Here is a 19,628-nt window from a genome sequence, read left to right on the forward strand (position 1 = left end):
CCAGCCCCCCGAGGCTTCACCATCCTCCGCAACTCCTCAGGCTCAACAGCCGACCCCCGCTTCTTCACGGTAAGCACCCCCACCCCCCGCTCCCGCAACAGAGCCTTCAACCTCTTCACCCCGAACGGCAGTTCATCGGTGATCTCATAAACGGACGCATACGGCGTATCCCGCAACTCATCCGCCGTCACATAGGCGATCGTCTCGTCGACAAGCCCCCCACCGACCTCCTCGGCCACCTCCGCCACCAGATGCGCCCGAATGACGGCACCGTCGGGCTCGTACAAGTACCGCCCCACCGCACGCACCTGAGGATTCGGCAGCCCCCGCCCGACCAGAACACGCGGCCCGGGCAGCAGAGTCGCCCGAACCACCCCGGGCTCGGTCCCGAACCACAGCACCGCTTCCTTCACGTCGCCACCGTCGGAGATCCACTCCGCCCCGGCGTCGGCGGGAATCGCCTCGTGCGGCACACCGGGCGCGATCTTCAACGCGGCCAGCGGAGCCTTCCGCGCCGCCTCCACGGCCCACGACAACGGCGGTGAGTACGCCTCGGGATCGAAGATCCTGCCGCGCCCTCCACGCCGCGCGGGATCGACGAACACCGCGTCGTACGGCGTCGTGTCGACGTCGGTGACGTCGGCCTCCCGTACCTCCACCAGATCCCCGATCCGGAGCGCCTCGACGTTCGCCCGGGCGACGGCGGCCGTGAGCGGATCCCGGTCCACGGCGAGGACCCGGATCCCGGCGCGGGCGAGCGCGAGAGCGTCGCCCCCGATCCCGCAGCACAGGTCCGCGACGGAGGTCACGCCCAACTCCCTGAACCGCTCCGCCCGGTACGCGGCCACGCTCGCCCTGGTCGACTGCTCGACGCCGTTGGGCGTGAAGAACATCCGCCCGGCGTCCTCCGCACCGAACTTCGCCACCGCCCGCTGCCGCAGGCGTTCCTGGCCGAGCGCCGCCGAGACCAGCTCGGCGGGGTGCTCGCGGCGCAGCCGGGTGGCGACGGCCAGTTCACGGGCCGGTTCGGTACCGCGCACCTCGTCGAGGAGGGCGCGGCCGGCCGGGGTGAGCAGGGCGGCGAAGGCGGAGAGGGGAGAGGCGAGGTCGTTCACCGGGTCATTGTGAGCCAGACGGTGGACGGCGTGCTTCCCGCACCGGTGTCGGAGCGTCCGCGCCGCGGGGCCCTGAGAAGATCCGACACCATGCGGACAGTAGGACAAAATGACAAAAGATGGCCCTCGGTGAGGCCGTGCGCCGGGACGGCCGCGGTGGCCCTCGCGGTCGGCTGTGCCGCGTCAGGCGCCCGGAAGCCGATCCGCCCGGCCCCCGCGCCCGCCGACCATCAGCGGCGGCTCCACGCGGCCCCGGCGCGAACCCTCGACACATACGCCCAGAAACTGCGCCGTACGCCCGCCACCCGCCAGCCCTACGGCACCTACGACGAGGACACCCTGCGAGCCGCCAAGTCATGCGGCGTGAAGTACGTCCCGCTGGGGAACGAGGAGTCCTTCGCGGACCGCTGGGACTACCGCGAGGGGGACCGGGACATCCATCCGGGTGACATCGTCCTCAGCCGCTTCCAGGGCAGGGGCGACGGAAAGGGCACGATGCCCGACATGATCCGCCGCTTCATGAAACCCGTCACCGCCAAGGGATACGCGGTGGCCCGCCGGGAGGACTACCTGTGACCGCCCGCCCCCTGGCCGCCGCCGCACTTGCCGCCGCCCTCCTGACGGCGACGGCGACCGGCTGCGCCCAGTCCGTGGACCCCATCGAACGCCTCGGCAGAAAGGCGGCCCACGCGGCCCGGCAGGCGGCGCGCACGCACTCCCCGGCCGGCGACACGCACGCGTACCGCCGCTGGGGCCTGCCGTCCCCCCTGCCCCCGGCCCCGTCGTCCCCGTCCCCCCGCCCCCACCTCCGCGCGGCGGGCCCCGGCCTCCCTCCGGTCGTCGACCACGTCCCGACCCACGACAAGGTCGTCTTCCTCACCTACGACGACGGCGCCGAACGCGACCCCCGGTTCGTCGACCTGGTCCGCGAACTGCGCCTCCCGGTCAGCGTGTTCCTCACGGACAGCGTCGTGGGCCCCGGCTACGCCCACTTCGCCCGCCTGCGCCAGGTCGGCGCGAACGTCCAGAACCACACCCTGGATCACCAGCCCCTGCAAGGCCTCCCGTACGCCGGCCAGCGCGCCGAGATCTGCGGCCAACAGGACAAACTCCGAGAACGCTTCGGCCTCCGCCCCCGCCTCTTCCGCCCGCCGTACGGCACCTACGACCCGACCACACTGAGGGCGGCCGGAGACTGCGGAATCTCGGCGGTGGTGCTGTGGACGAAGGGTCAGAATCCACTCCGACCAGGGGACATCGTCCCGGTGGGCCCCCCACTGGTCGAGCGAACGGTGAGCCTGCTCAGACAAGTTCAGAACCGAGGCCTGAAGGTGGCCCGCCTGGAGGACTACCTCTGACAAATCCAGCCCGTTCCTATCCCAGCCCGTCCGGCGTTTGAGGCGAGCGCGTCCAGCGCGAACGGGGGCCCGGTGGCAGAGCCCCCAGTACCGACGCGCACACGGACGAACGGCCACTCATCCGGACCCACGATCACTGGAAACCCCCGCGAAACCGTCGGCGGCATTGGCACTCCGCTTGACCGAGTGCTAATCGCAGTCATAGTCTCAGGTCTGGCACTCCCCCCTGGAGAGTGCCAACAGCGACGGGCAGGTCCGGCACCCGCGACGACGGATCGACCTGGTCGCCACCTCAGACAGTTAACCCCGTGAGATCTCCGAAGGGGGAGGTCGGATCGTGACGACCACCAGCTCCAAGGTTGCCATCAAGCCGCTCGAGGACCGCATTGTGGTCCAGCCGCTCGAAGCCGAGCAGACCACGGCCTCTGGCCTGGTCATCCCGGACACCGCCAAGGAGAAGCCCCAGGAGGGCGTCGTCCTGGCAGTGGGCCCGGGTCGCTTCGAGAACGGCGAGCGCCTGCCGCTCGACGTGAAGACCGGCGACATCGTGCTGTACAGCAAGTACGGCGGCACCGAGGTGAAGTACAACGGCGAGGAGTACCTCGTCCTCTCGGCTCGCGACGTGCTCGCGATCGTCGAGAAGTAATTCACCCGGATTTGCCAGCATCACCAGCATTACCAGCACTGCAGTGAACTGCGCCCCTGGCCCCCGCGACTCTCAACAGCCGGGAGCTGGGGGCGCAGTTCGTTTCTCCCACATTTCCGAGAGGGCTGAACCGCTCCCATGGCGAAGATCCTGAAGTTCGACGAGGACGCCCGTCGCGCCCTTGAGCGCGGCGTCAACAAGCTTGCCGACACGGTGAAGGTGACGATCGGCCCCAAGGGCCGCAACGTCGTCATCGACAAGAAGTTCGGCGCTCCCACCATCACCAACGACGGCGTCACCATCGCCCGCGAGGTCGAGCTCGACGACCCGTACGAGAACCTCGGCGCCCAGCTGGTGAAGGAGGTGGCGACCAAGACCAACGACATCGCGGGTGACGGTACGACCACCGCCACCGTGCTGGCCCAGGCGCTCGTCCGCGAGGGTCTGAAGAACGTCGCCGCCGGCGCCTCCCCGGCCGCCCTGAAGAAGGGCATCGACGCGGCGGTCAAGGCTGTGTCCGAGGAACTCCTCGCGACCGCCCGCCCCATCGAGGAGAAGTCCGACATCGCCGCCGTGGCCGCGCTGTCCGCGCAGGACACGCAGGTCGGCGAGCTCATCGCCGAGGCGATGGACAAGGTCGGCAAGGACGGTGTCATCACCGTCGAGGAGTCCAACACCTTCGGTCTGGAGCTCGACTTCACCGAGGGCATGGCCTTCGACAAGGGTTACCTGTCCCCGTACATGGTGACCGACCAGGAGCGTATGGAGGCCGTCCTCGACGACCCGTACATCCTGATCCACCAGGGCAAGATCTCCTCCATCCAGGACCTGCTGCCGCTGCTGGAGAAGGTCATCCAGACCAACTCCTCGAAGCCGCTGCTGATCATCGCCGAGGACGTCGAGGGCGAGGCCCTGTCGACCCTGGTCGTGAACAAGATCCGCGGCACCTTCAACGCGGTCGCGGTCAAGGCCCCCGGCTTCGGTGACCGCCGCAAGGCGATGCTCGGCGACATGGCCGCGCTCACCGGCGGCGAGGTCATCGCCGAGGAGGTCGGCCTCAAGCTCGACCAGGTCGGCCTCGACGTGCTGGGCACCGCCCGCCGCGTCACCATCTCGAAGGACGACACGGTCATCGTCGACGGCGGTGGCGACAGCGCCGCCGTGGCCGGCCGCGTCAACCAGATCAAGGCCGAGATCGAGAACACGGACTCCGACTGGGACCGCGAGAAGCTCCAGGAGCGCCTCGCGAAGCTGGCCGGCGGCGTGTGCGTGATCAAGGTCGGCGCCGCCACCGAGGTGGAGCTGAAGGAGAAGAAGCACCGTCTCGAGGACGCCATCTCCGCGACCCGCGCCGCGGTCGAGGAGGGCATCGTCTCCGGTGGTGGCTCCGCGCTCGTCCACGCCGTGAAGATCCTCGAGGGTAACCTCGGCAAGACCGGCGACGAGGCGACGGGTGTCGCGGTCGTCCGCAGGGCCGCCGTCGAGCCGCTGCGCTGGATCGCCGAGAACGCCGGCCTGGAGGGTTACGTCATCACCTCCAAGGTCGCCGAGCTCGACAAGGGCCAGGGCTTCAACGCCGCCACCGGCGAGTACGGCGACCTGGTCAAGCAGGGCGTCATCGACCCGGTCAAGGTCACCCGCTCCGCTCTGGAGAACGCGGCCTCGATCGCCTCCCTCCTGCTCACGACCGAGACCCTGGTCGTCGAGAAGAAGGAAGAGGAAGAGCCGGCAGCGGCGGGCGGCCACGGCCACTCCCACTGAGCCACAGCTCACGCAGCACGAAGAACCCCCCCGTTCCTGGCCGGAACGGGGGGTTTCTCCCTTCGCGGGCGGTCACATGTTCCCCGTGCCCTACTGCTCCAACGACCCCGTTGACTCACGCGCCTACTGCTCCAACGAGTCCAGCGCCCCGAGCTGCCCCATCAGCCCCAGCCGGTCGTACTGCCACCAGCCCTCGACGATTTTCCCGTCCCCGTCGAACCGGTGGATGGTCATGCCGGTCATCGAGGCCTGCCTGCCGCTGTTGGGAATCCCGAGGAACTCACCCCGCTGAGTCCCGTTCCACGTCCAGCGTGTGCAGACCCGGTCGCCCTGGGCGATCTGTTCGTCAACGGTGAACGCGAAGTCGAAGGCCTCACGCCACATCTCCATCTCACGCCGGGCCGCGTCCAGCCCGATGAGATCCTGTTCGTTGGCCGGATCATGGTCGTGGTAACTCTCCACGAACAGGTCGTTCAGCGCGGGCAGTTCACCCCGGGTGGCGACGACCTCGAAGAACCGCCGCGAGGAGTCCGCGCACAACGGCTCGTCCCGCACCACGTCCAGGTCGGTGAACGTCGGCATCTCGTCGCACAGGGCGACCATCTCCCGGAAGATCCTGTCGGTCTCCGGAAGGTTCGAGTTCCGCATCGCTTCCTCGTACGACGGGAACTCCACGATCTCGACGAAGTGCGACGAGTCCGAGAGATCCTTGCCGATCACCGTGTGCGTCGCGGACCGCTTCCCCTTGGTCTGTTCGACCCAGGTGTCCATCAGCCGGTTCATCTCGTCGAACCGGCTGGTCTTGCAATCAATCAGCTGTACGAATGTCATAGCGCCGCCTCCGGCCCCCCTGGGTCGGGTACCTCTCTCCATACTCCCACCGGAGCAGCGCCACCACCTCTTTCACACCGGCCCGTAACCGCGTCACTGAGGGCCGTACTTCCGCCCCGTCTTCGACGAGATCCCGCCCAGCAGCGCCCTGGGCGTCACCTTCACCACGCCCATCAGCGCCTTGTAGCGCGGGTCCGGAATCGACAGCGACTTGCCCCGGGACAGATCGGCGAGCGCCGCCGCGACCAGCTTGTCGGCGTCCAGCCACATCCAGTTCGGGATGTTGTCCGTCCCCATCCCGGCCCGCTCATGGAACTCGGTGCGCACGAACCCGGGAGCCAACGCCATCAGCCGCACCCCGCTTCCCGCCAGGTCCTTCGCCGCCCCCTGCGTGAACTGCACGACCCACGCCTTCGACGCCCCGTACGTACCGCGCGGCACGAAGGCGGCGACGGACGCCACGTTGACGACACCCCCACGCCCCCGCTCCCGCATGGCTTCGGCCGCCGCGCTGGTCAGCCGCAGCACGGCCTCGCAGTGCACCTTGAGCATCCTGAGTTCGTCCGCCATCGACACGTCGAGATAGCTGCCCTTGTTGCCGAACCCGGCGTTGTTGACCAGCAGGTCGACCGGGTTCTTGCGGTCGCTGAGACGAGCGGTCACCGCCTCGATGCCCGCCTCCGTCGCGAGGTCGGCGCTCAGTACCTCCGCCTCGATGCCGTGCCGGTCGTGCAGTTCGGTCGCCTGCTCGCCGAGCCGTTTGGCATCGCGCGCCACCAGAACGAGGTTGTGGCCGTCGGCCGCCAGCCGTCGTGCGAACGCGGCGCCGATTCCCGCGGTCGATCCTGTAATCAAAGCCGTTGTCATGGCGCAAGATTAGTGACCCGTGCTGTGCCCGTCCGCCCTCTGCACGCTCCCTCCCTCTCGTGAAGTCCCCACCCGGTGCCCAGACGTAAGCCCTCGTCAGCGCCCATGCCGTTCCCGGACGTCAGTCGTACTTCTTCACATCCACACGCACCCGCACGACACTCGCCCCCGTACTCGAGGCGCGGACACGCATTCATGACCACGACCACACGCTGAGTCAGTCATCCCCAAAGTGTCGACGCATTAATCTCCTTCAAGCCCAAGGATCACTTATGATCGAGAAATGATCGAAGCCCGTCATCTCCGTGTCCTGCGCGCCGTGGCCACCACCGGGTCGTTCTCGGCGGCGGGCCGTGCACTGGGCTGCACCCAGCCCGCCGTCAGTCAGCAGATGAAGGCGCTGGAAGCGTCGGTCGGCACCCCGCTGCTCATCCGCACCGGACGCGAGATGCGCCTGACCCAGGCGGGTGAGGCCCTCGTGCGCCACGCGGCGGGCATCCTCTCGGGCCTCACGGCGGCGGAGGAGGAGGTCGCCGCGATCGCCGGCCTGCGGGCCGGACGGGTCCGACTGGTGTCCTTCCCCAGCGGCAGCTCCACCCTCGTCCCGACCGCCCTTGCCGCCCTGCGCGCCGCCCACCCCGGCACCCGGGTCTCCCTGGAGGAGGCAGAACCTCCGCACTCCGTCGAACTGCTGCGCGAGGGCGACTGCGACGTGGCCCTCGCCTTCCGATACGAGGGCGCGGCGGGCGCGGGCGAGTGGGACGACCTGGTGGTCCGCCCCCTGCTCACCGACCGGCTCGTCGGTCTCGTACCCGAAGGGCACCGGCTGTCCCGCGCGGAGTCGGTCGCCCTCGCCGAACTGGCCGCCGAGCCATGGATCGCCGGCTGTCCGCGCTGTCGGGGTCAGCTGGTCGAGGCCTGCGAGAGCGCGGGCTTCACGCCGCGCATCGACTTCGCGACCGACGACTACCCGGCGGTGGTCGGCCTGGTGGGCGCGGGTCTGGGCGTCGCGGTCCTGCCCCAGCTCGCCATCGAGTCCGTACGGCCGAGAGGTGCGCGCGCTGTGACGCTCGAACCGGCGGTCCGGCGGCAGATCGTCGCGCTGACGCTGCCCGACCTGGCGCAGGTGCCGGCGGTGGCGGCGACGCTGGATGAGTTGGCGCGGGCGGCGGCGCGAACCTGAGCAGGCGGGGCCCGGCCCTATCGAAGAAACGTTCCTTCAGTTGTTCGAACCCAAGGGTCCGCCAGCCGTTGCCGACGCCGACACCAGCCGGTTGCGGGCCCGCCCCATCAGTTCTTCGCGCTCGTCCTCGGTCAACCCGCCCCATACGCCATAGGGCTCGCGCACCGCCAGCGCGTGCGCCGCGCACTGCGCGCGGACCGGGCATCTCATGCAGACCTCCTTGGCCGAGTTCTCGCGAGCGCTCCGTGCCGCACCGCGCTCTCCCTCCGGGTGGAAGAAGAGCGAGCTGTCGACCCCACGGCAGGCTGCGAGGAGCTGCCAGTCCCAGAGGTCCGCGTTCGGACCGGGAAGGCGGGAGAAATCTGCCATTGCATGTCCCCTTGTTGCCGTTCTGGGCTGAGATAGTGGCCCCTGACCGTACAACTACGATCTAAGGATATGAAAATATGACTCATTGCGAATCTAGCCTCAGACACCAATAAAAGGGAAGAAAAACGGCTGAATGGGGCATAGGTTGTGATGAAACGTTGAGGGTCTGTTGTGCATGTCTGCACCGTGTGCGCGCCCTCACGTAGAGTGCCGAAGACGACACACAGCCCCGTAACTCTTTCGAGTGACCATCGTTGAGAGTGCGGAGGCGGTTGGAGGAACAAGCGCTCGGACGGGCGGCAGTACCCACTGCCGGGAAAATCGGTCGAGCGTCAACCGCACAGGTGACGATTAGTACCAGCCTGGAGGCTCAAGGTGACGCGCATCAGCTGCGGAGGGCGGTCATGACATCCGTCCTCGTCTGCGACGACTCCCCGCTTGCCCGAGAGGCGCTCCGCCGCGCGGTCGCGACCGTGCCCGGTGTCGAGCGCGTGACCACGGCGGCCAACGGGGAGGAAGTCCTCCGCCGCTGGGGTGCCGACCGTTCGGACCTGATTCTGATGGACGTACGCATGCCCGGTCTGGGCGGCGTCGAGACGGTCCGGCGGCTGCTGTCCGCCGACCCTGGAGCGCGCATCATCATGCTCACCGTCGCCGAGGACCTGGACGGCGTGGCGCTCGCCGTCGCCGCCGGTGCCCGCGGCTATCTGCACAAGGACGCCTCGCGCGCCGAACTGCGGGCCACGGTGACACAGGCGCTGGCCGACCCGACCTGGCGGCTCGCGCCGCGCCGACTGCGTTCGGCCGAGATGGGCGCTGCGCCCACGCTCACCGCGCGCGAGATCCAGGTCCTGGAAGGCATGAGTCACGGCCGGTCCAACGCGGAGATCGGACGCGAACTGTTCCTCTCCGAGGACACGGTGAAAACGCACGCCAGGCGCCTGTTCAAGAAGCTCGGCGCCTCAGACCGCGCGCACGCGGTAGCGCTCGGTTTCCGGTGGGGTCTGGTCCGTTAGGTGGACCTCGCCGGGGCTAAAGAAGTCCCCGCCTGCCGCACGGTGGGCGGGGGTCGTGAAACGGCCCGCCGGGTGCCCGCTGCTCGTTTCGCCGCGGATGCCGCATCCTTGAGATGTGGAGTTCCTCGGGGACGAGTCGGTCGAGCGGAAGGGGAGGGCGCAGGAAATGAGTTCCGGCGCACCTGCTCATAACGCTTCGGTGCACAACAACGGACGCGGTGCCACGGAGAGAGCGGCGCCAAGGCACCATGGTCCGATGCGCGACGACGAGGCGGCTTATGCCCATGGGGTGATTGGTGCGCTCGTCCACCGCGCCGTCGACGGGGACGAGCAGGCGACGCACGATCTGCTCGCCCATGTCCACCCCCTCGCCCTGCGCTACTGCCGCACCCGGCTGTCGAGACTGCCGGGCGACGCGCGCCACTTCGTGGAGGACCTGGCGCAGGAGGTCTGCGTCGCCGTACTCCTCGCCCTGCCGCGCTATCGCGACACCGGACGTCCGTTCGAGGCGTTCGTCTTCGCGATCGCCGCGCACAAGGTCGCCGACCTCCAGCGCGCCGCGATGCGTCACCCGGGTTCGACCGCCGTCCCCTCGGACGAGATGCCGGAACGCCCCGACGACTCCCTGGGCCCCGAGGAACGGGCTCTCCTCAGCAGCGACGCCGAATGGGCCAAGAAGCTCATGGCCAACCTCCCTGAGAACCAGCGTGAGCTGCTCCTGCTGCGCATCGCGGTGGGCCTCACGGCGGAGGAGACGGGCCAGATGTTGGGAATGTCACCCGGTGCGGTGCGCGTGGCCCAGCATCGCGCCTTGAGTCGGCTGCGGGCGCTGGCGGAGCAGTAACGGCCGCACCCGCGGCCCCCTTTTCCCGGCCCCCGGGTGAACGGCCGGGACGCCGAATCCGTACGAACAAGCGATTCCGTACGAACGTACGAAGCTCTGGGGCACCTCGCACTGTGGAATTCGGGAGCCGCGCTTCCCGTTAGCATGGACATCCGCACCGATCAAGGCCATTTGGGGAAGGTGTCATGACTGCCAACGTCGACGGAGTGCCCGCAAAGTTCGCGACACTCGGGCTGACCTACGACGACGTGCTGCTGCTGCCGGGCGCATCCGAAGTGCTGCCCAACGCGGTCGACACCTCGTCCCGTATCTCCCGCAACGTCCTGGTCAACATCCCGCTGCTCTCGGCGGCGATGGACAAGGTGACCGAGTCGCGCATGGCGATCGCCATGGCCCGCCAGGGCGGCGTGGGCGTGCTGCACCGCAACCTCTCCATCGAGGACCAGGTCAACCAGGTCGACCTCGTGAAGCGCTCCGAGTCCGGCATGGTCACCGACCCGATCACCGTGAATCCGGACGCGACGCTGGGCGAGGCCGACGCGCTGTGCGCCAAGTTCCGCATCAGCGGCGTCCCGGTGACGGACGGCAACGGCAAGCTGCTCGGCATCGTCACCAACCGTGACATGGCCTTCGAGACGGACCGCTCGCGTCAGGTCCGTGAGGTCATGACGCCGATGCCGCTGGTCACCGGCAAGGTCGGCATCTCCGGCACCGAGGCCATGGAGCTGCTGCGCCGCCACAAGATCGAGAAGCTTCCCCTGGTCGACGACGCCGGTCTCCTCAAGGGCCTCATCACGGTCAAGGACTTCGTCAAGGCCGAGAAGTACCCGAGTGCCGCCAAGGACTCCGAGGGCCGGCTGCTGGTCGGCGCGGCCGTCGGCGCCAGCCCCGAGGCGCTGGAGCGCGCCCAGGCGCTCGCCGAGGCGGGGGTGGACTTCCTGGTCGTCGACACCTCGCACGGGCACAACAGCAACGCCCTGAGCTGGATGTCGAAGATCAAGTCGAGCGTCCACGTCGACGTGATCGGCGGCAACGTGGCCACGCGCGACGGCGCCCAGGCCCTGATCGACGCGGGTGTCGACGGCATCAAGGTGGGCGTCGGCCCCGGCTCCATCTGCACCACCCGCGTGGTCGCCGGCATCGGCGTACCGCAGGTCACGGCCATCTACGAGGCGGCCCTCGCGGCCCGCGTCGCCGGCATTCCGGTGATCGGTGACGGCGGCCTGCAGTACTCCGGCGACATCGGCAAGGCGCTCGCCGCCGGCGCCGACTCCGTGATGCTGGGCAGCCTCCTGGCGGGCTGCGAGGAGTCCCCGGGTGAGCTGCAGTTCATCAACGGCAAGCAGTTCAAGTCGTACCGCGGCATGGGCTCGCTGGGCGCCATGCAGTCGCGCGGCCAGGCGAAGTCGTACTCCAAGGACCGCTACTTCCAGGCCGACGTCGGGGCCGACGACAAGCTCGTCCCCGAGGGCATCGAGGGCCAGGTGCCCTACCGCGGTCCGCTGGCCAACGTGCTGCACCAGCTCGTCGGCGGTCTGCGTCAGACCATGGGATACGTCGGCGCGGCCAGTGTCGGCGAGATGGAGACCAAGGGCCGTTTCGTCCGCATCACGTCGGCGGGTCTCAAGGAGAGCCACCCGCACGACATCCAGATGACGGTCGAGGCGCCCAACTACAGCCGCAAGTAAGCGCGCGAGCGGTAACCGGACGTGCGAGGGGCGGTCCCGGAAGTACTCCGGGACCGCCTTTGTCGTACCCGTCGGGGATACTGGGAGGCGCACAACCAAGGATGGAAAGGCCACACACGTGACTGAGATCGAGATCGGGCGCGGCAAGCGCGGCCGTAGGGCGTACGCCTTCGACGACATCGCCGTCGTCCCCAGCCGTCGTACGCGCGACCCGAAGGAGGTCTCGATCGCCTGGCAGATCGACGCCTACCGCTTCGAGCTGCCCTTCCTGGCGGCCCCCATGGACTCGGTCGTCTCCCCGGCCACCGCGATCCGCATCGGCGAGCTGGGCGGCCTCGGCGTCCTGAACCTCGAAGGGCTCTGGACGCGGTACGAGGACCCGCAGCCGCTGCTCGACGAGATCGCCGAGCTGGACGCGGACACCGCGACCCGCCGCCTCCAGGAGATCTACGCGGCTCCGATCAAGGAGGAGCTGATCGGCGCGCGCATCAAGGAGGTGCGCGACTCGGGTGTGGTCACCGCCGCCGCGCTCTCCCCGCAGCGCACGGCCCAGTTCTCCAAGGCCGTCGTCGACGCGGGCGTGGACATCTTCGTCATCCGCGGTACGACGGTCTCCGCGGAGCACGTCTCCAGCGCCGCCGAACCGCTGAACCTGAAGCAGTTCATCTACGAGCTGGACGTCCCGGTGATCGTCGGCGGCTGCGCCACCTACACCGCGGCCCTGCACCTGATGCGCACCGGCGCGGCCGGCGTGCTCGTCGGCTTCGGCGGCGGCGCCGCGCACACCACGCGCAACGTGCTGGGCATCCGCGTCCCGATGGCGACCTCGGTCGCCGATGTGGCCGCGGCCCGCCGCGACTACATGGACGAGTCCGGCGGCCGGTACGTGCATGTGATCGCCGACGGCGGCGTCGGCTGGTCCGGCGACCTCCCGAAGGCGATCGCCTGTGGCGCCGACGCGGTCATGATGGGCTCCCCTCTGGCCCGTGCCACGGATGCGCCCGGCAAGGGCCACCACTGGGGCATGGAGGCCGTGAACGAGGAGCTGCCGCGCGGCAAGAAGGTCGACCTGGGCACGGTCGGCACCATCGAGGAGGTCCTCATGGGTCCCTCGCACATTCCCGACGGGTCGATGAACTTCTTCGGCGCCCTGCGCCGCGCCATGGCCACCACCGGCTACAGCGACCTCAAGGAGTTCCAGCGCATCGAGGTGACGGTGGCGGACTCGACGCACATGCGATGAGCTGAGGTGACGCTGCGCTCCGCTTGCGCGGCGTCAGCGGCTTGGGCGGTCTGAACGACGAAGGGGCCCGGTTACCCGTGGGGGGTGGCCGGGCCCCTTCGCGTGTCCAAGTGGCCTGGTGGGGCGTGTTTTGCGGGAGGGGGGCGCACGGTTGCTTTCGAGGCGAACGCGGGCCGATCAAGGGCGGTGAGGCCGCTAGCGTGTGTGTCGGCGCCTCAGTTCTGTGGAGCGCCCCCTTCCAGGGACATGGTTCCGGACCCCCGCCCGTCGGGGCCCGGCCCGAGTTCCAGCAAGCCGCCTACCGGGTCTATGGGCGGTGTCGCGGAAGGGGGCGCCCATGGGTCGTCACCGCAAGCCCACCCGCTGGGACCGGATCCGTCTTCGGGCGGTCAAGTTCCGGAGGAGGTGCGTCTTGTGGACCTACGGATGGTGAGCGGCCGCCCCCAAAAGAACTAGGGGCGGACACCCGTGAACCATCCAGGAGCCTGCCGCAGTGACCCCTGCGGTGGGCTCCACCTTTTTGTACGGTACCGGACTCGCCGTCGGGCGGCCCGGTGCCGAAGGTGGTGCGTCTTGTGGACCTACGGATGGTGAGCGGCCGCCCCTGTAAGAGCTAGGGGCGGATACCCGTGAACCATCCAGGAGCCTGCCGCAGGTTCCCGCTGCAGTGGGCTCCACCTGCCTTGTACGGTACCGACGCGAGCGCCCCCGCGCCACCGGCCTCCGAGGCTCGGCGACTCGCACGCGCCCCCCTTCACAACCGATGCGCCGCCCCCGTAGGAGTCGCCCCCCGGGTGTCCAGCAGCAGCTGTGCCTTCACCGACAGGCCCTGGAGGTCGTACGTGCGGTGCTGCTGAAGGAGGATCGTCAGGTCGGCGTCGGCCGCCGCCTCGTAGAGGGAGTCCGCGCGGGGGAGGGGGCGGTCCAGGACGCTCCACGACGGGATGTGGGGGTCGTGGTAGCTGACGGAGGCGCCCAGTTCCATCAGGCGGATCGCGATCTCCTGGGCGGGGGAGCCCTGTTGGTCGGCTAGGTCCTGCTTGTAGGTGACGCCCAGGAGTAGTACGCGGGCGCCCCGGGCCGACTTGCCGTGCTCGTTCAGGAGGGTGGCCGCGCGTTGGATGACGTACTGGGGCATGTGGTTGTTGACCTGCTGGGCGAGTTCCACCATGCGCAGCGTGCGGCCGGTGCGGCCGGTGCGGCCCGTGTGGTTGTGCAGATCCTGGGGGACCGCGTGGCCGCCCACGCCCGGGCCGGGGCGGAAGGCCTGGAAGCCGAACGGCTTTGTCTCCGCGCAGCGGATGACGTCCCACAGGTCGACGCCCAGGTCGTGGCAGAGGACGGCCATCTCGTTGACGAGGGCGATGTTGACGTGCCGGAAGTTGGTCTCCAGGAGCTGTACGGTCTCCGCTTCCCGTGGTCCACGCGCGCGTACCACCTTGTCGGTGAGCCGGCTGTAGAAGGCGGCGGCCGACTCGGTGCAGGCGGGGGTGAGGCCGCCGATGACCTTGGGGGTGTTGGCGGGCGTGAAGTCGCGGTTGCCGGGGTCTACGCGGCTGGGGGAGTAGGCGAGATGGAAGTCGCGGCCCGCCCGCAGCCCGGAGCCCTCTTCGAGGAGGGGGCGCAGGAACTCCTCCGTCGTGCCCGGGTGTACGGGCGACTCCAGGATCACCGTGGTGTGCGGACGCAGCCGGGCGGCGAGGGTGCGGGCGGCTGCCTCCACCTGGCTCAGGTTCAGGGTTCCGTCGGCGCCGCGCGGAGTGGGGGCGCAGATTACGGCGGTGCGTACGCGGCCGAGCTCGGCGGGTCCTGCGGCCGTCCGGAACCCCCCGGAGAGCATCCGGCGCAGCTCGGCGGCGGTGAGGGAGCCGGCCTCGGGGCCGGTCTTGTACCCGAGGGTGGGGATGCCGGCGGCGACGGCGGCCTGGGCCAGCGGCAGGCCGAGATGTCCGAGTCCGATGACGGCGAGGTCTGCGGGCATGCGTGGGCCGTCCTTCCCAGTAGCCGAAGCGGGACAGGTGCGCAAACCCTGGGGACTGGACGGGCGAGCGCAATGTCAGACTAGGAGTAAATATGACCGATATGCGGGATTGGGTGGGCGAGTTTCCACAGGTGTTTCCGTGGAGGTTGTCCACAGGCTGAGGGCGGGTGGTGGCCGAAGTCGGGCAACCCGGTCAGAATTCGGGCAGGGGGATTCGGGGCAGGCGCAGACGTACGCCGGGACACCGTGGGTCGTACGGACCCGGCCGGCGCGACCGACAGCGGGAGGCAGCGATGAGGACAGCGGCACTGGGACCGGCACAGCGCGCCGAGTCACTGGCAGCGATGGCCGAGCGTGAGCTGGACGTGCTGGTGGTGGGCGCCGGCGTGGTCGGTGCGGGCACCGCGCTCGACTCCGTGACGCGCGGCCTGTCCACCGGGCTGGTGGAGGCCCGGGACTGGGCGTCGGGCACGTCGAGCAGGTCCAGCAAGCTCATCCACGGCGGCCTGCGCTATCTGGAGATGCTCGACTTCGCCCTCGTACGGGAAGCGTTGAAGGAACGCGGGCTGTTGCTCGAGCGCCTCGCTCCGCACCTGGTCAAGCCGGTGGCGTTCCTGTATCCACTCCAGCACCAGGGCTGGGAGCGGCTGTACGCGGGGGCGGGCGTCGCCCTCTACGACGCGATGTCGATGGCCCGCGGGCACGGGCGGGGCCTGCCGGCGCACCGCCACCTGAGCCGCCGTCACGCCCTGCGTGTCGCGCCCGCCTTGAAGAAGGACGCGCTGGTCGGAGCGTTGCAGTACTACGACGCGCAGATGGACGACGCCCGTTATGTGGCCACCCTGGTGCGTACGGCCGCTGCCTACGGCGCGAAAGTCGCCAACCGTGCGCGGGTGACCAGTTTCCTGCGTGAGGGGGAGCGGGTGGTGGGCGCCCGGGTGCAGGATGTCGAGGGCGGCGGGGAGTACGAGATCCGCGCCCGGCAGATAGTCAACGCCACCGGCGTGTGGACCGACGACACCCAGGCGATGGTGGGCCAGCGAGGGCAGTTCCATGTCCGGGCGTCCAAGGGCATCCATCTGGTGGTGCCCAAGGACCGGATCCACTCGACGACCGGGCTGATCCTGCGCACCGAGAAGTCCGTGCTGTTCGTGATCCCGTGGGGCCGGCACTGGATCGTCGGGACGACGGACACCGACTGGGACCTGGACAAGGCCCACCCGGCGGCTTCCAGCGCCGATATCGACTATCTCCTCGAGCATGTGAACTCGGTGCTCGCGGTGCCGCTGACGAGGGACGATGTCCAGGGTGTGTACGCGGGCCTGCGGCCCCTGCTCGCCGGTGAGTCCGACGCCACCAGCAAGCTGTCGCGCGAGCACACCGTGGCGCACCCGGTGCCGGGGCTCGTGGTGGTGGCGGGCGGCAAGTACACGACGTACCGGGTGATGGCGAAGGACGCGGTCGACGCTGCGGTGCACGGCCTCGACCAGCGGGTCGCCGAGTGTGTGACGGAGGATGTACCGCTGCTGGGCGCGGAGGGGTACCGAGCGCTGTGGAACGCCCGGGCGCGGACCGCGGCGCGCACCGGACTCCATGTGGTGCGCGTGGAGCACCTGCTGAACCGGTACGGCTCACTGGCGCAGGAGGTCCTTGACCTGATCGCCGCGGACTCCTCGCTCGGCGAGCCGCTGCAGGCGGCGGACGACTATCTGCGGGCGGAGATCGTGTACGCGGCCTCGCACGAGGGCGCGCGGCATCTGGACGACGTGCTGACACGTCGGACCCGGATCTCGATCGAGACGTTCGACCGGGGGACGCGCAGTTCCCGTGAGGCGGCGGAACTGATGGCACCCGTTCTCGGCTGGGACAAGGACCAGATCGAGCGTGAGGTCGAGCACTACGACAAGCGGGTGGAGGCGGAACGCGAGTCGCAGCGGCAACCGGACGACCTGACGGCGGACGCGGCGCGGCTGGGCGCGCCGGACATCGCGCCGCTCTGACGGCTCCGGAACTTCCGGTTCGGACCCCCGCGTTGATCCTCCGGTGGCGTCCCGTGCGTTCCCTTCGAACTTCTGAGCGTCACTCGAACGAGTGTCGCGAGCTGGGATCTCTGCTCGGCACCCGTCCGTTCTACGAGGTGCCGGGGCAGAACTCGGCGGCGAGCGCGGCCGGTTCGACGTCCGGATCTCCGCGTCTGGGTCCGTGCTCGGTTCTGCGCTCGCTTCTGTGCTCGGTTCTGTGCTCGGTTCTGTGCTCGGGTCCGTGTTCATCGGGGAGGGGGGAAAGGCAGTGACAGTAGGTGTGACGGCAGAACGTGTGACTCATGCGGTCTCCTTCCCCACGGGCCGCCGTCCGTCCCGAGGGGCACCCGGGGCATCGGCCGCTTGTCGGGTGAGGGACAATGGAGGCTCTGTCAGGGCGGGTTGCATGAGGGGACGCATGTCGGAGGCGGAGCGGGCGGGAGCATCCCGTCAGGACAGGAGTGAGCGTCTCCTCGCCGGGCGGTACCGGCTGGGAGGGGTCCTCGGCCGCGGCGGCATGGGCACCGTCTGGCGCGCGGAGGACGAGACCCTCGGGCGGACGGTCGCCGTCAAGGAGCTGCGGTTCCCGGGCAGCATCGACGATGAGGAGAAGCGGCGGCTGATCACGCGGACGCTGCGCGAGGCCAAGGCGATCGCGCGGATCCGCAACAACAGTGCCGTGACCGTCTTCGACGTGGTCGAGGAGGACGACCGGCCGTGGATCGTGATGGAGCTCGTCGAGGGCAAGTCGCTCGCCGAGGTCATCCGGGAGGACGGGGTGCTTCAGCCGCAGCGCGCCGCCGAGGTGGGCCTCGCGATTCTCGACGTCCTCAGGGCCGCGCACCGCGAGGGCATCCTGCACCGCGACGTGAAGCCGTCGAACGTGCTGATGTCCGAGGACGGCCGGGTCGTCCTCACCGACTTCGGTATCGCGCAGGTCGAGGGCGACCCGTCGATCACCTCGACCGGCATGCTCGTCGGCGCGCCCTCCTACATCTCGCCGGAGCGGGCCCGAGGCCACAAGCCCGGCCCGGCCGCCGACCTCTGGTCGCTCGGAGGCCTGCTGTACGCGTCGGTCGAGGGGGTGCCGCCGTACGACAAGGGGTCCGCGATCGCGACGCTGACCGCCGTGATGACGGAGCAACTGGAAGAGCCGAAGAACGCGGGTCCGCTGAAAGACGTGATCTACGGCCTGCTCACCAAGGATCCCGCCAAGCGGCTCGACGACGCCGGTGCGCGCAAGATGCTCAACGCGGTGATCCACGCCCCCGAGTCCAGGCCGGCCGATCCGGAGCCCCTGGACGCCACGAAGGTCGTGCCGTTGCCGGTCATCCCCGGCAATGCCAAACGGGCCGGCAAGGGCGCGGACAGCGGGAGTTCGGCCGACTCCGGGCCCGGCGGCAAGCGCAGCGAGGAGGCCGGTGAGCGGTTCCGCGGCGCGTTCCGGTCGGTGAAGAAGGCGGCCGTCGCGGCGGGCGCGGAAGCTCGGACCAAGTCCACCGACTCCGCCCGGACTTCCGGGGGCTCCGGTTCCTCCGAGACCGCGGTCGCCGGGAGTGCGGCTGCCGCCGGTGTGGCGGAGGAGGCCGCGAAGAGCGGCGGTGCGGGCGAGGCCGGGAGGCGGGCCGGGGGCACTGCTCAGGGAGCTGCCGTTCCCCGCGCTCGGGACGGTCAGGCTCGGGACAGCGGGGCTCAGGGCAGCAACGCCGGTAGTGGCGCCAGGAGTTCGGGGTGGCCCGTCGTGCCGCCGCCGGATCTGCCGCCCCGGTCCGTGCCCAGGGCGCCGATCACCGACGTGGTGCCGAAGCGGACCCTGGTGATCATCGCGGTGGTCGTCGTCGCGGTCATCGTGCTCGGCGTGGTGCTGGCCCTCGTGCTCGGGGGCGACAACTCCGACGACGCTTCCGGGGGTGGGGCGAAGAGCGGTGGGGACAAGGCGACTTCCGCGTCCTCCGGCTCCGCCGAGACCAAGGAGGACAAGGGGGGCAAGGGGCACAAGGGAGCCCAGAGCGGCGGCACCCGTACGGACGGCGGCCGGAGCCCCGACGCCACGAAGGGCACAGAGGCGGGGACCGGCCCTGGCGCCGGGTCGCCGAACTCGCCCCAGGCGTCCGCGAGCGAGTCAGGTGTGCCGGCGCGTGTGTCCACGCACAAGGATGGGCAGGGGTTCTCCATCGGACTGCCCGCCGGGTGGAGGTACCAGTCCACGGGAGCTGCGGGCGCCCGGTTCGCGGGACCGGACGGGCAGAGGCTCCTCGTCGGGTGGACCACGACGCCCAAGAGCGACCCTGTGGCGGACTGGAAGAACCAAGAGCGGTACATGACGCGTTCGCAGTACGACAGGATCCGAATAGAGAAGGTGGGCTACCGCGGCTGGAACACGGCCGACTGGGAGTTCACCTACGCGGAGGGCGGGACCACGTACCGGTCGGTGGACCGGGGGTTCGTCGTCAGCGGTCAACTCGGGTATGGGCTCATGTACACGGTGAATGCGTCGAATTGGGGCAGCGAGCTGCGCAAGGAGACATGGCGGACGTTCACGGAGACGTTCGAGCCGAAATCGTGATGCGCACGGGTCCGAGTTGAGGCCGTGAGATCTCGAATCCTCTCTTGGCGAGTTGCCTCCGGCACGTATCGTGAGTTGTCGCGGACCGTACGCATGCAGAACGGGACGTATGGCGAACGGAATTGAGCAGCCGGCCGGC

At 69.5% G+C, this 19,628-nt stretch carries 15 protein-coding genes and 1 pseudogene; 11 read left to right on the plus strand and 5 right to left on the minus strand.

The window, feature by feature from the left end; translation table 11 throughout:
• Positions 1–1,115: THUMP-like domain-containing protein (locus ADL01_RS07350; protein WP_053741087.1), on the minus strand; the 1,115-nt coding region annotated here is incomplete at its 3' end.
• A gap of 306 nt (positions 1,116–1,421) precedes the next feature.
• On the opposite strand from ADL01_RS07350, the pseudogene ADL01_RS07355 reads away from it, so the two are divergent.
• From ADL01_RS07355 to groL, 4 genes and pseudogenes are all read left to right on the plus strand, one after another.
• Positions 1,422–1,691, plus strand: a pseudogene (locus ADL01_RS07355) (polysaccharide deacetylase family protein); the annotation flags it as partial.
• Positions 1,688–2,473: a polysaccharide deacetylase family protein gene (locus ADL01_RS07360; protein WP_053741088.1), complete on the plus strand. Its 786-nt coding sequence runs from the start codon at positions 1,688–1,690 to the stop codon at positions 2,471–2,473. The pseudogene ADL01_RS07355 and the gene ADL01_RS07360, both read left to right, overlap by 4 nt.
• A 337-nt stretch (positions 2,474–2,810) precedes the next feature.
• Positions 2,811–3,119, plus strand: a complete 309-nt coding sequence (groES, locus tag ADL01_RS07365) for a co-chaperone GroES (RefSeq protein WP_006377800.1) — start codon at positions 2,811–2,813, stop codon at positions 3,117–3,119.
• Between the two features lie 138 nt (positions 3,120–3,257).
• A complete protein-coding gene (gene groL / locus ADL01_RS07370; protein WP_053741089.1) occupies positions 3,258–4,880 on the plus strand; it encodes a chaperonin GroEL in 1,623 nt (540 codons plus the stop codon).
• A 123-nt stretch (positions 4,881–5,003) separates the two neighbouring features.
• On the opposite strand, the gene ADL01_RS07375 is transcribed toward groL, so the two are convergent.
• Together ADL01_RS07375 and ADL01_RS07380 are read right to left on the minus strand one after the other, a co-directional pair.
• Positions 5,004–5,711, minus strand: coding sequence for an ester cyclase (locus tag ADL01_RS07375; protein ID WP_053741090.1), 708 nt, complete (start codon positions 5,709–5,711; stop codon positions 5,004–5,006).
• A gap of 93 nt (positions 5,712–5,804) precedes the next feature.
• On the minus strand, positions 5,805–6,578 hold the full coding sequence (locus ADL01_RS07380; protein ID WP_053741091.1) for an SDR family NAD(P)-dependent oxidoreductase: 774 nt from the start codon (positions 6,576–6,578) through the stop codon (positions 5,805–5,807).
• Between the two features lie 283 nt (positions 6,579–6,861).
• Here ADL01_RS07380 and ADL01_RS07385 point away from each other — a divergent pair, with 283 nt between their 5' ends.
• The gene (locus tag ADL01_RS07385) at positions 6,862–7,761 is read left to right on the plus strand and encodes a LysR family transcriptional regulator (RefSeq protein ID WP_053741092.1); all 900 of its coding nucleotides are present in this window, start codon (positions 6,862–6,864) and stop codon (positions 7,759–7,761) included.
• Between the two features lie 36 nt (positions 7,762–7,797).
• Here ADL01_RS07385 and ADL01_RS07390 read toward each other — a convergent pair whose 3' ends face one another.
• Positions 7,798–8,130, minus strand: a complete 333-nt coding sequence (locus ADL01_RS07390; protein WP_053741093.1) for a WhiB family transcriptional regulator — start codon at positions 8,128–8,130, stop codon at positions 7,798–7,800.
• Between the two features lie 404 nt (positions 8,131–8,534).
• Between ADL01_RS07390 and ADL01_RS07395 the strand changes: the two genes are divergently transcribed.
• The 4 genes from ADL01_RS07395 (at position 8,535) to ADL01_RS07410 (ending at position 12,921) form a co-directional block, all read left to right on the plus strand.
• Entirely contained in the window at positions 8,535–9,146 is a 612-nt protein-coding gene (locus ADL01_RS07395; RefSeq protein ID WP_003948568.1) for a response regulator transcription factor, read from the plus strand.
• A gap of 256 nt (positions 9,147–9,402) precedes the next feature.
• Positions 9,403–9,990: a sigma-70 family RNA polymerase sigma factor gene (locus ADL01_RS07400; RefSeq protein ID WP_053741094.1), complete on the plus strand. Its 588-nt coding sequence runs from the start codon at positions 9,403–9,405 to the stop codon at positions 9,988–9,990.
• Positions 9,991–10,175: 185 nt separating this feature from the next.
• Positions 10,176–11,678: an IMP dehydrogenase gene (guaB, locus tag ADL01_RS07405; protein ID WP_053741095.1), complete on the plus strand. Its 1,503-nt coding sequence runs from the start codon at positions 10,176–10,178 to the stop codon at positions 11,676–11,678.
• A 118-nt stretch (positions 11,679–11,796) separates the two neighbouring features.
• Positions 11,797–12,921, plus strand: coding sequence for a GuaB3 family IMP dehydrogenase-related protein (locus ADL01_RS07410; protein WP_053741096.1), 1,125 nt, complete (start codon positions 11,797–11,799; stop codon positions 12,919–12,921).
• Between the two features lie 754 nt (positions 12,922–13,675).
• On the opposite strand, the gene ADL01_RS07415 is transcribed toward ADL01_RS07410, so the two are convergent.
• The gene (locus ADL01_RS07415; RefSeq protein WP_053741097.1) at positions 13,676–14,902 is read right to left on the minus strand and encodes a nucleotide sugar dehydrogenase; all 1,227 of its coding nucleotides are present in this window, start codon (positions 14,900–14,902) and stop codon (positions 13,676–13,678) included.
• Between the two features lie 293 nt (positions 14,903–15,195).
• Here ADL01_RS07415 and ADL01_RS07420 point away from each other — a divergent pair, with 293 nt between their 5' ends.
• Positions 15,196–16,902 carry a glycerol-3-phosphate dehydrogenase/oxidase gene (locus tag ADL01_RS07420; protein ID WP_053741098.1) on the plus strand — a complete coding sequence of 569 codons (1,707 nt, stop codon included), beginning with the start codon at positions 15,196–15,198 and terminating at the stop codon, positions 16,900–16,902.
• A gap of 439 nt (positions 16,903–17,341) precedes the next feature.
• Entirely contained in the window at positions 17,342–19,489 is a 2,148-nt protein-coding gene (locus tag ADL01_RS07425; RefSeq protein WP_053741099.1) for a serine/threonine-protein kinase, read from the plus strand.
• Positions 19,490–19,628 lie beyond the last annotated feature (139 nt).

The sequence above is a fragment of the Streptomyces sp. NRRL WC-3618 genome (genome assembly GCF_001280005.1).
Lineage (GTDB): Bacteria > Actinomycetota > Actinomycetes > Streptomycetales > Streptomycetaceae > Streptomyces.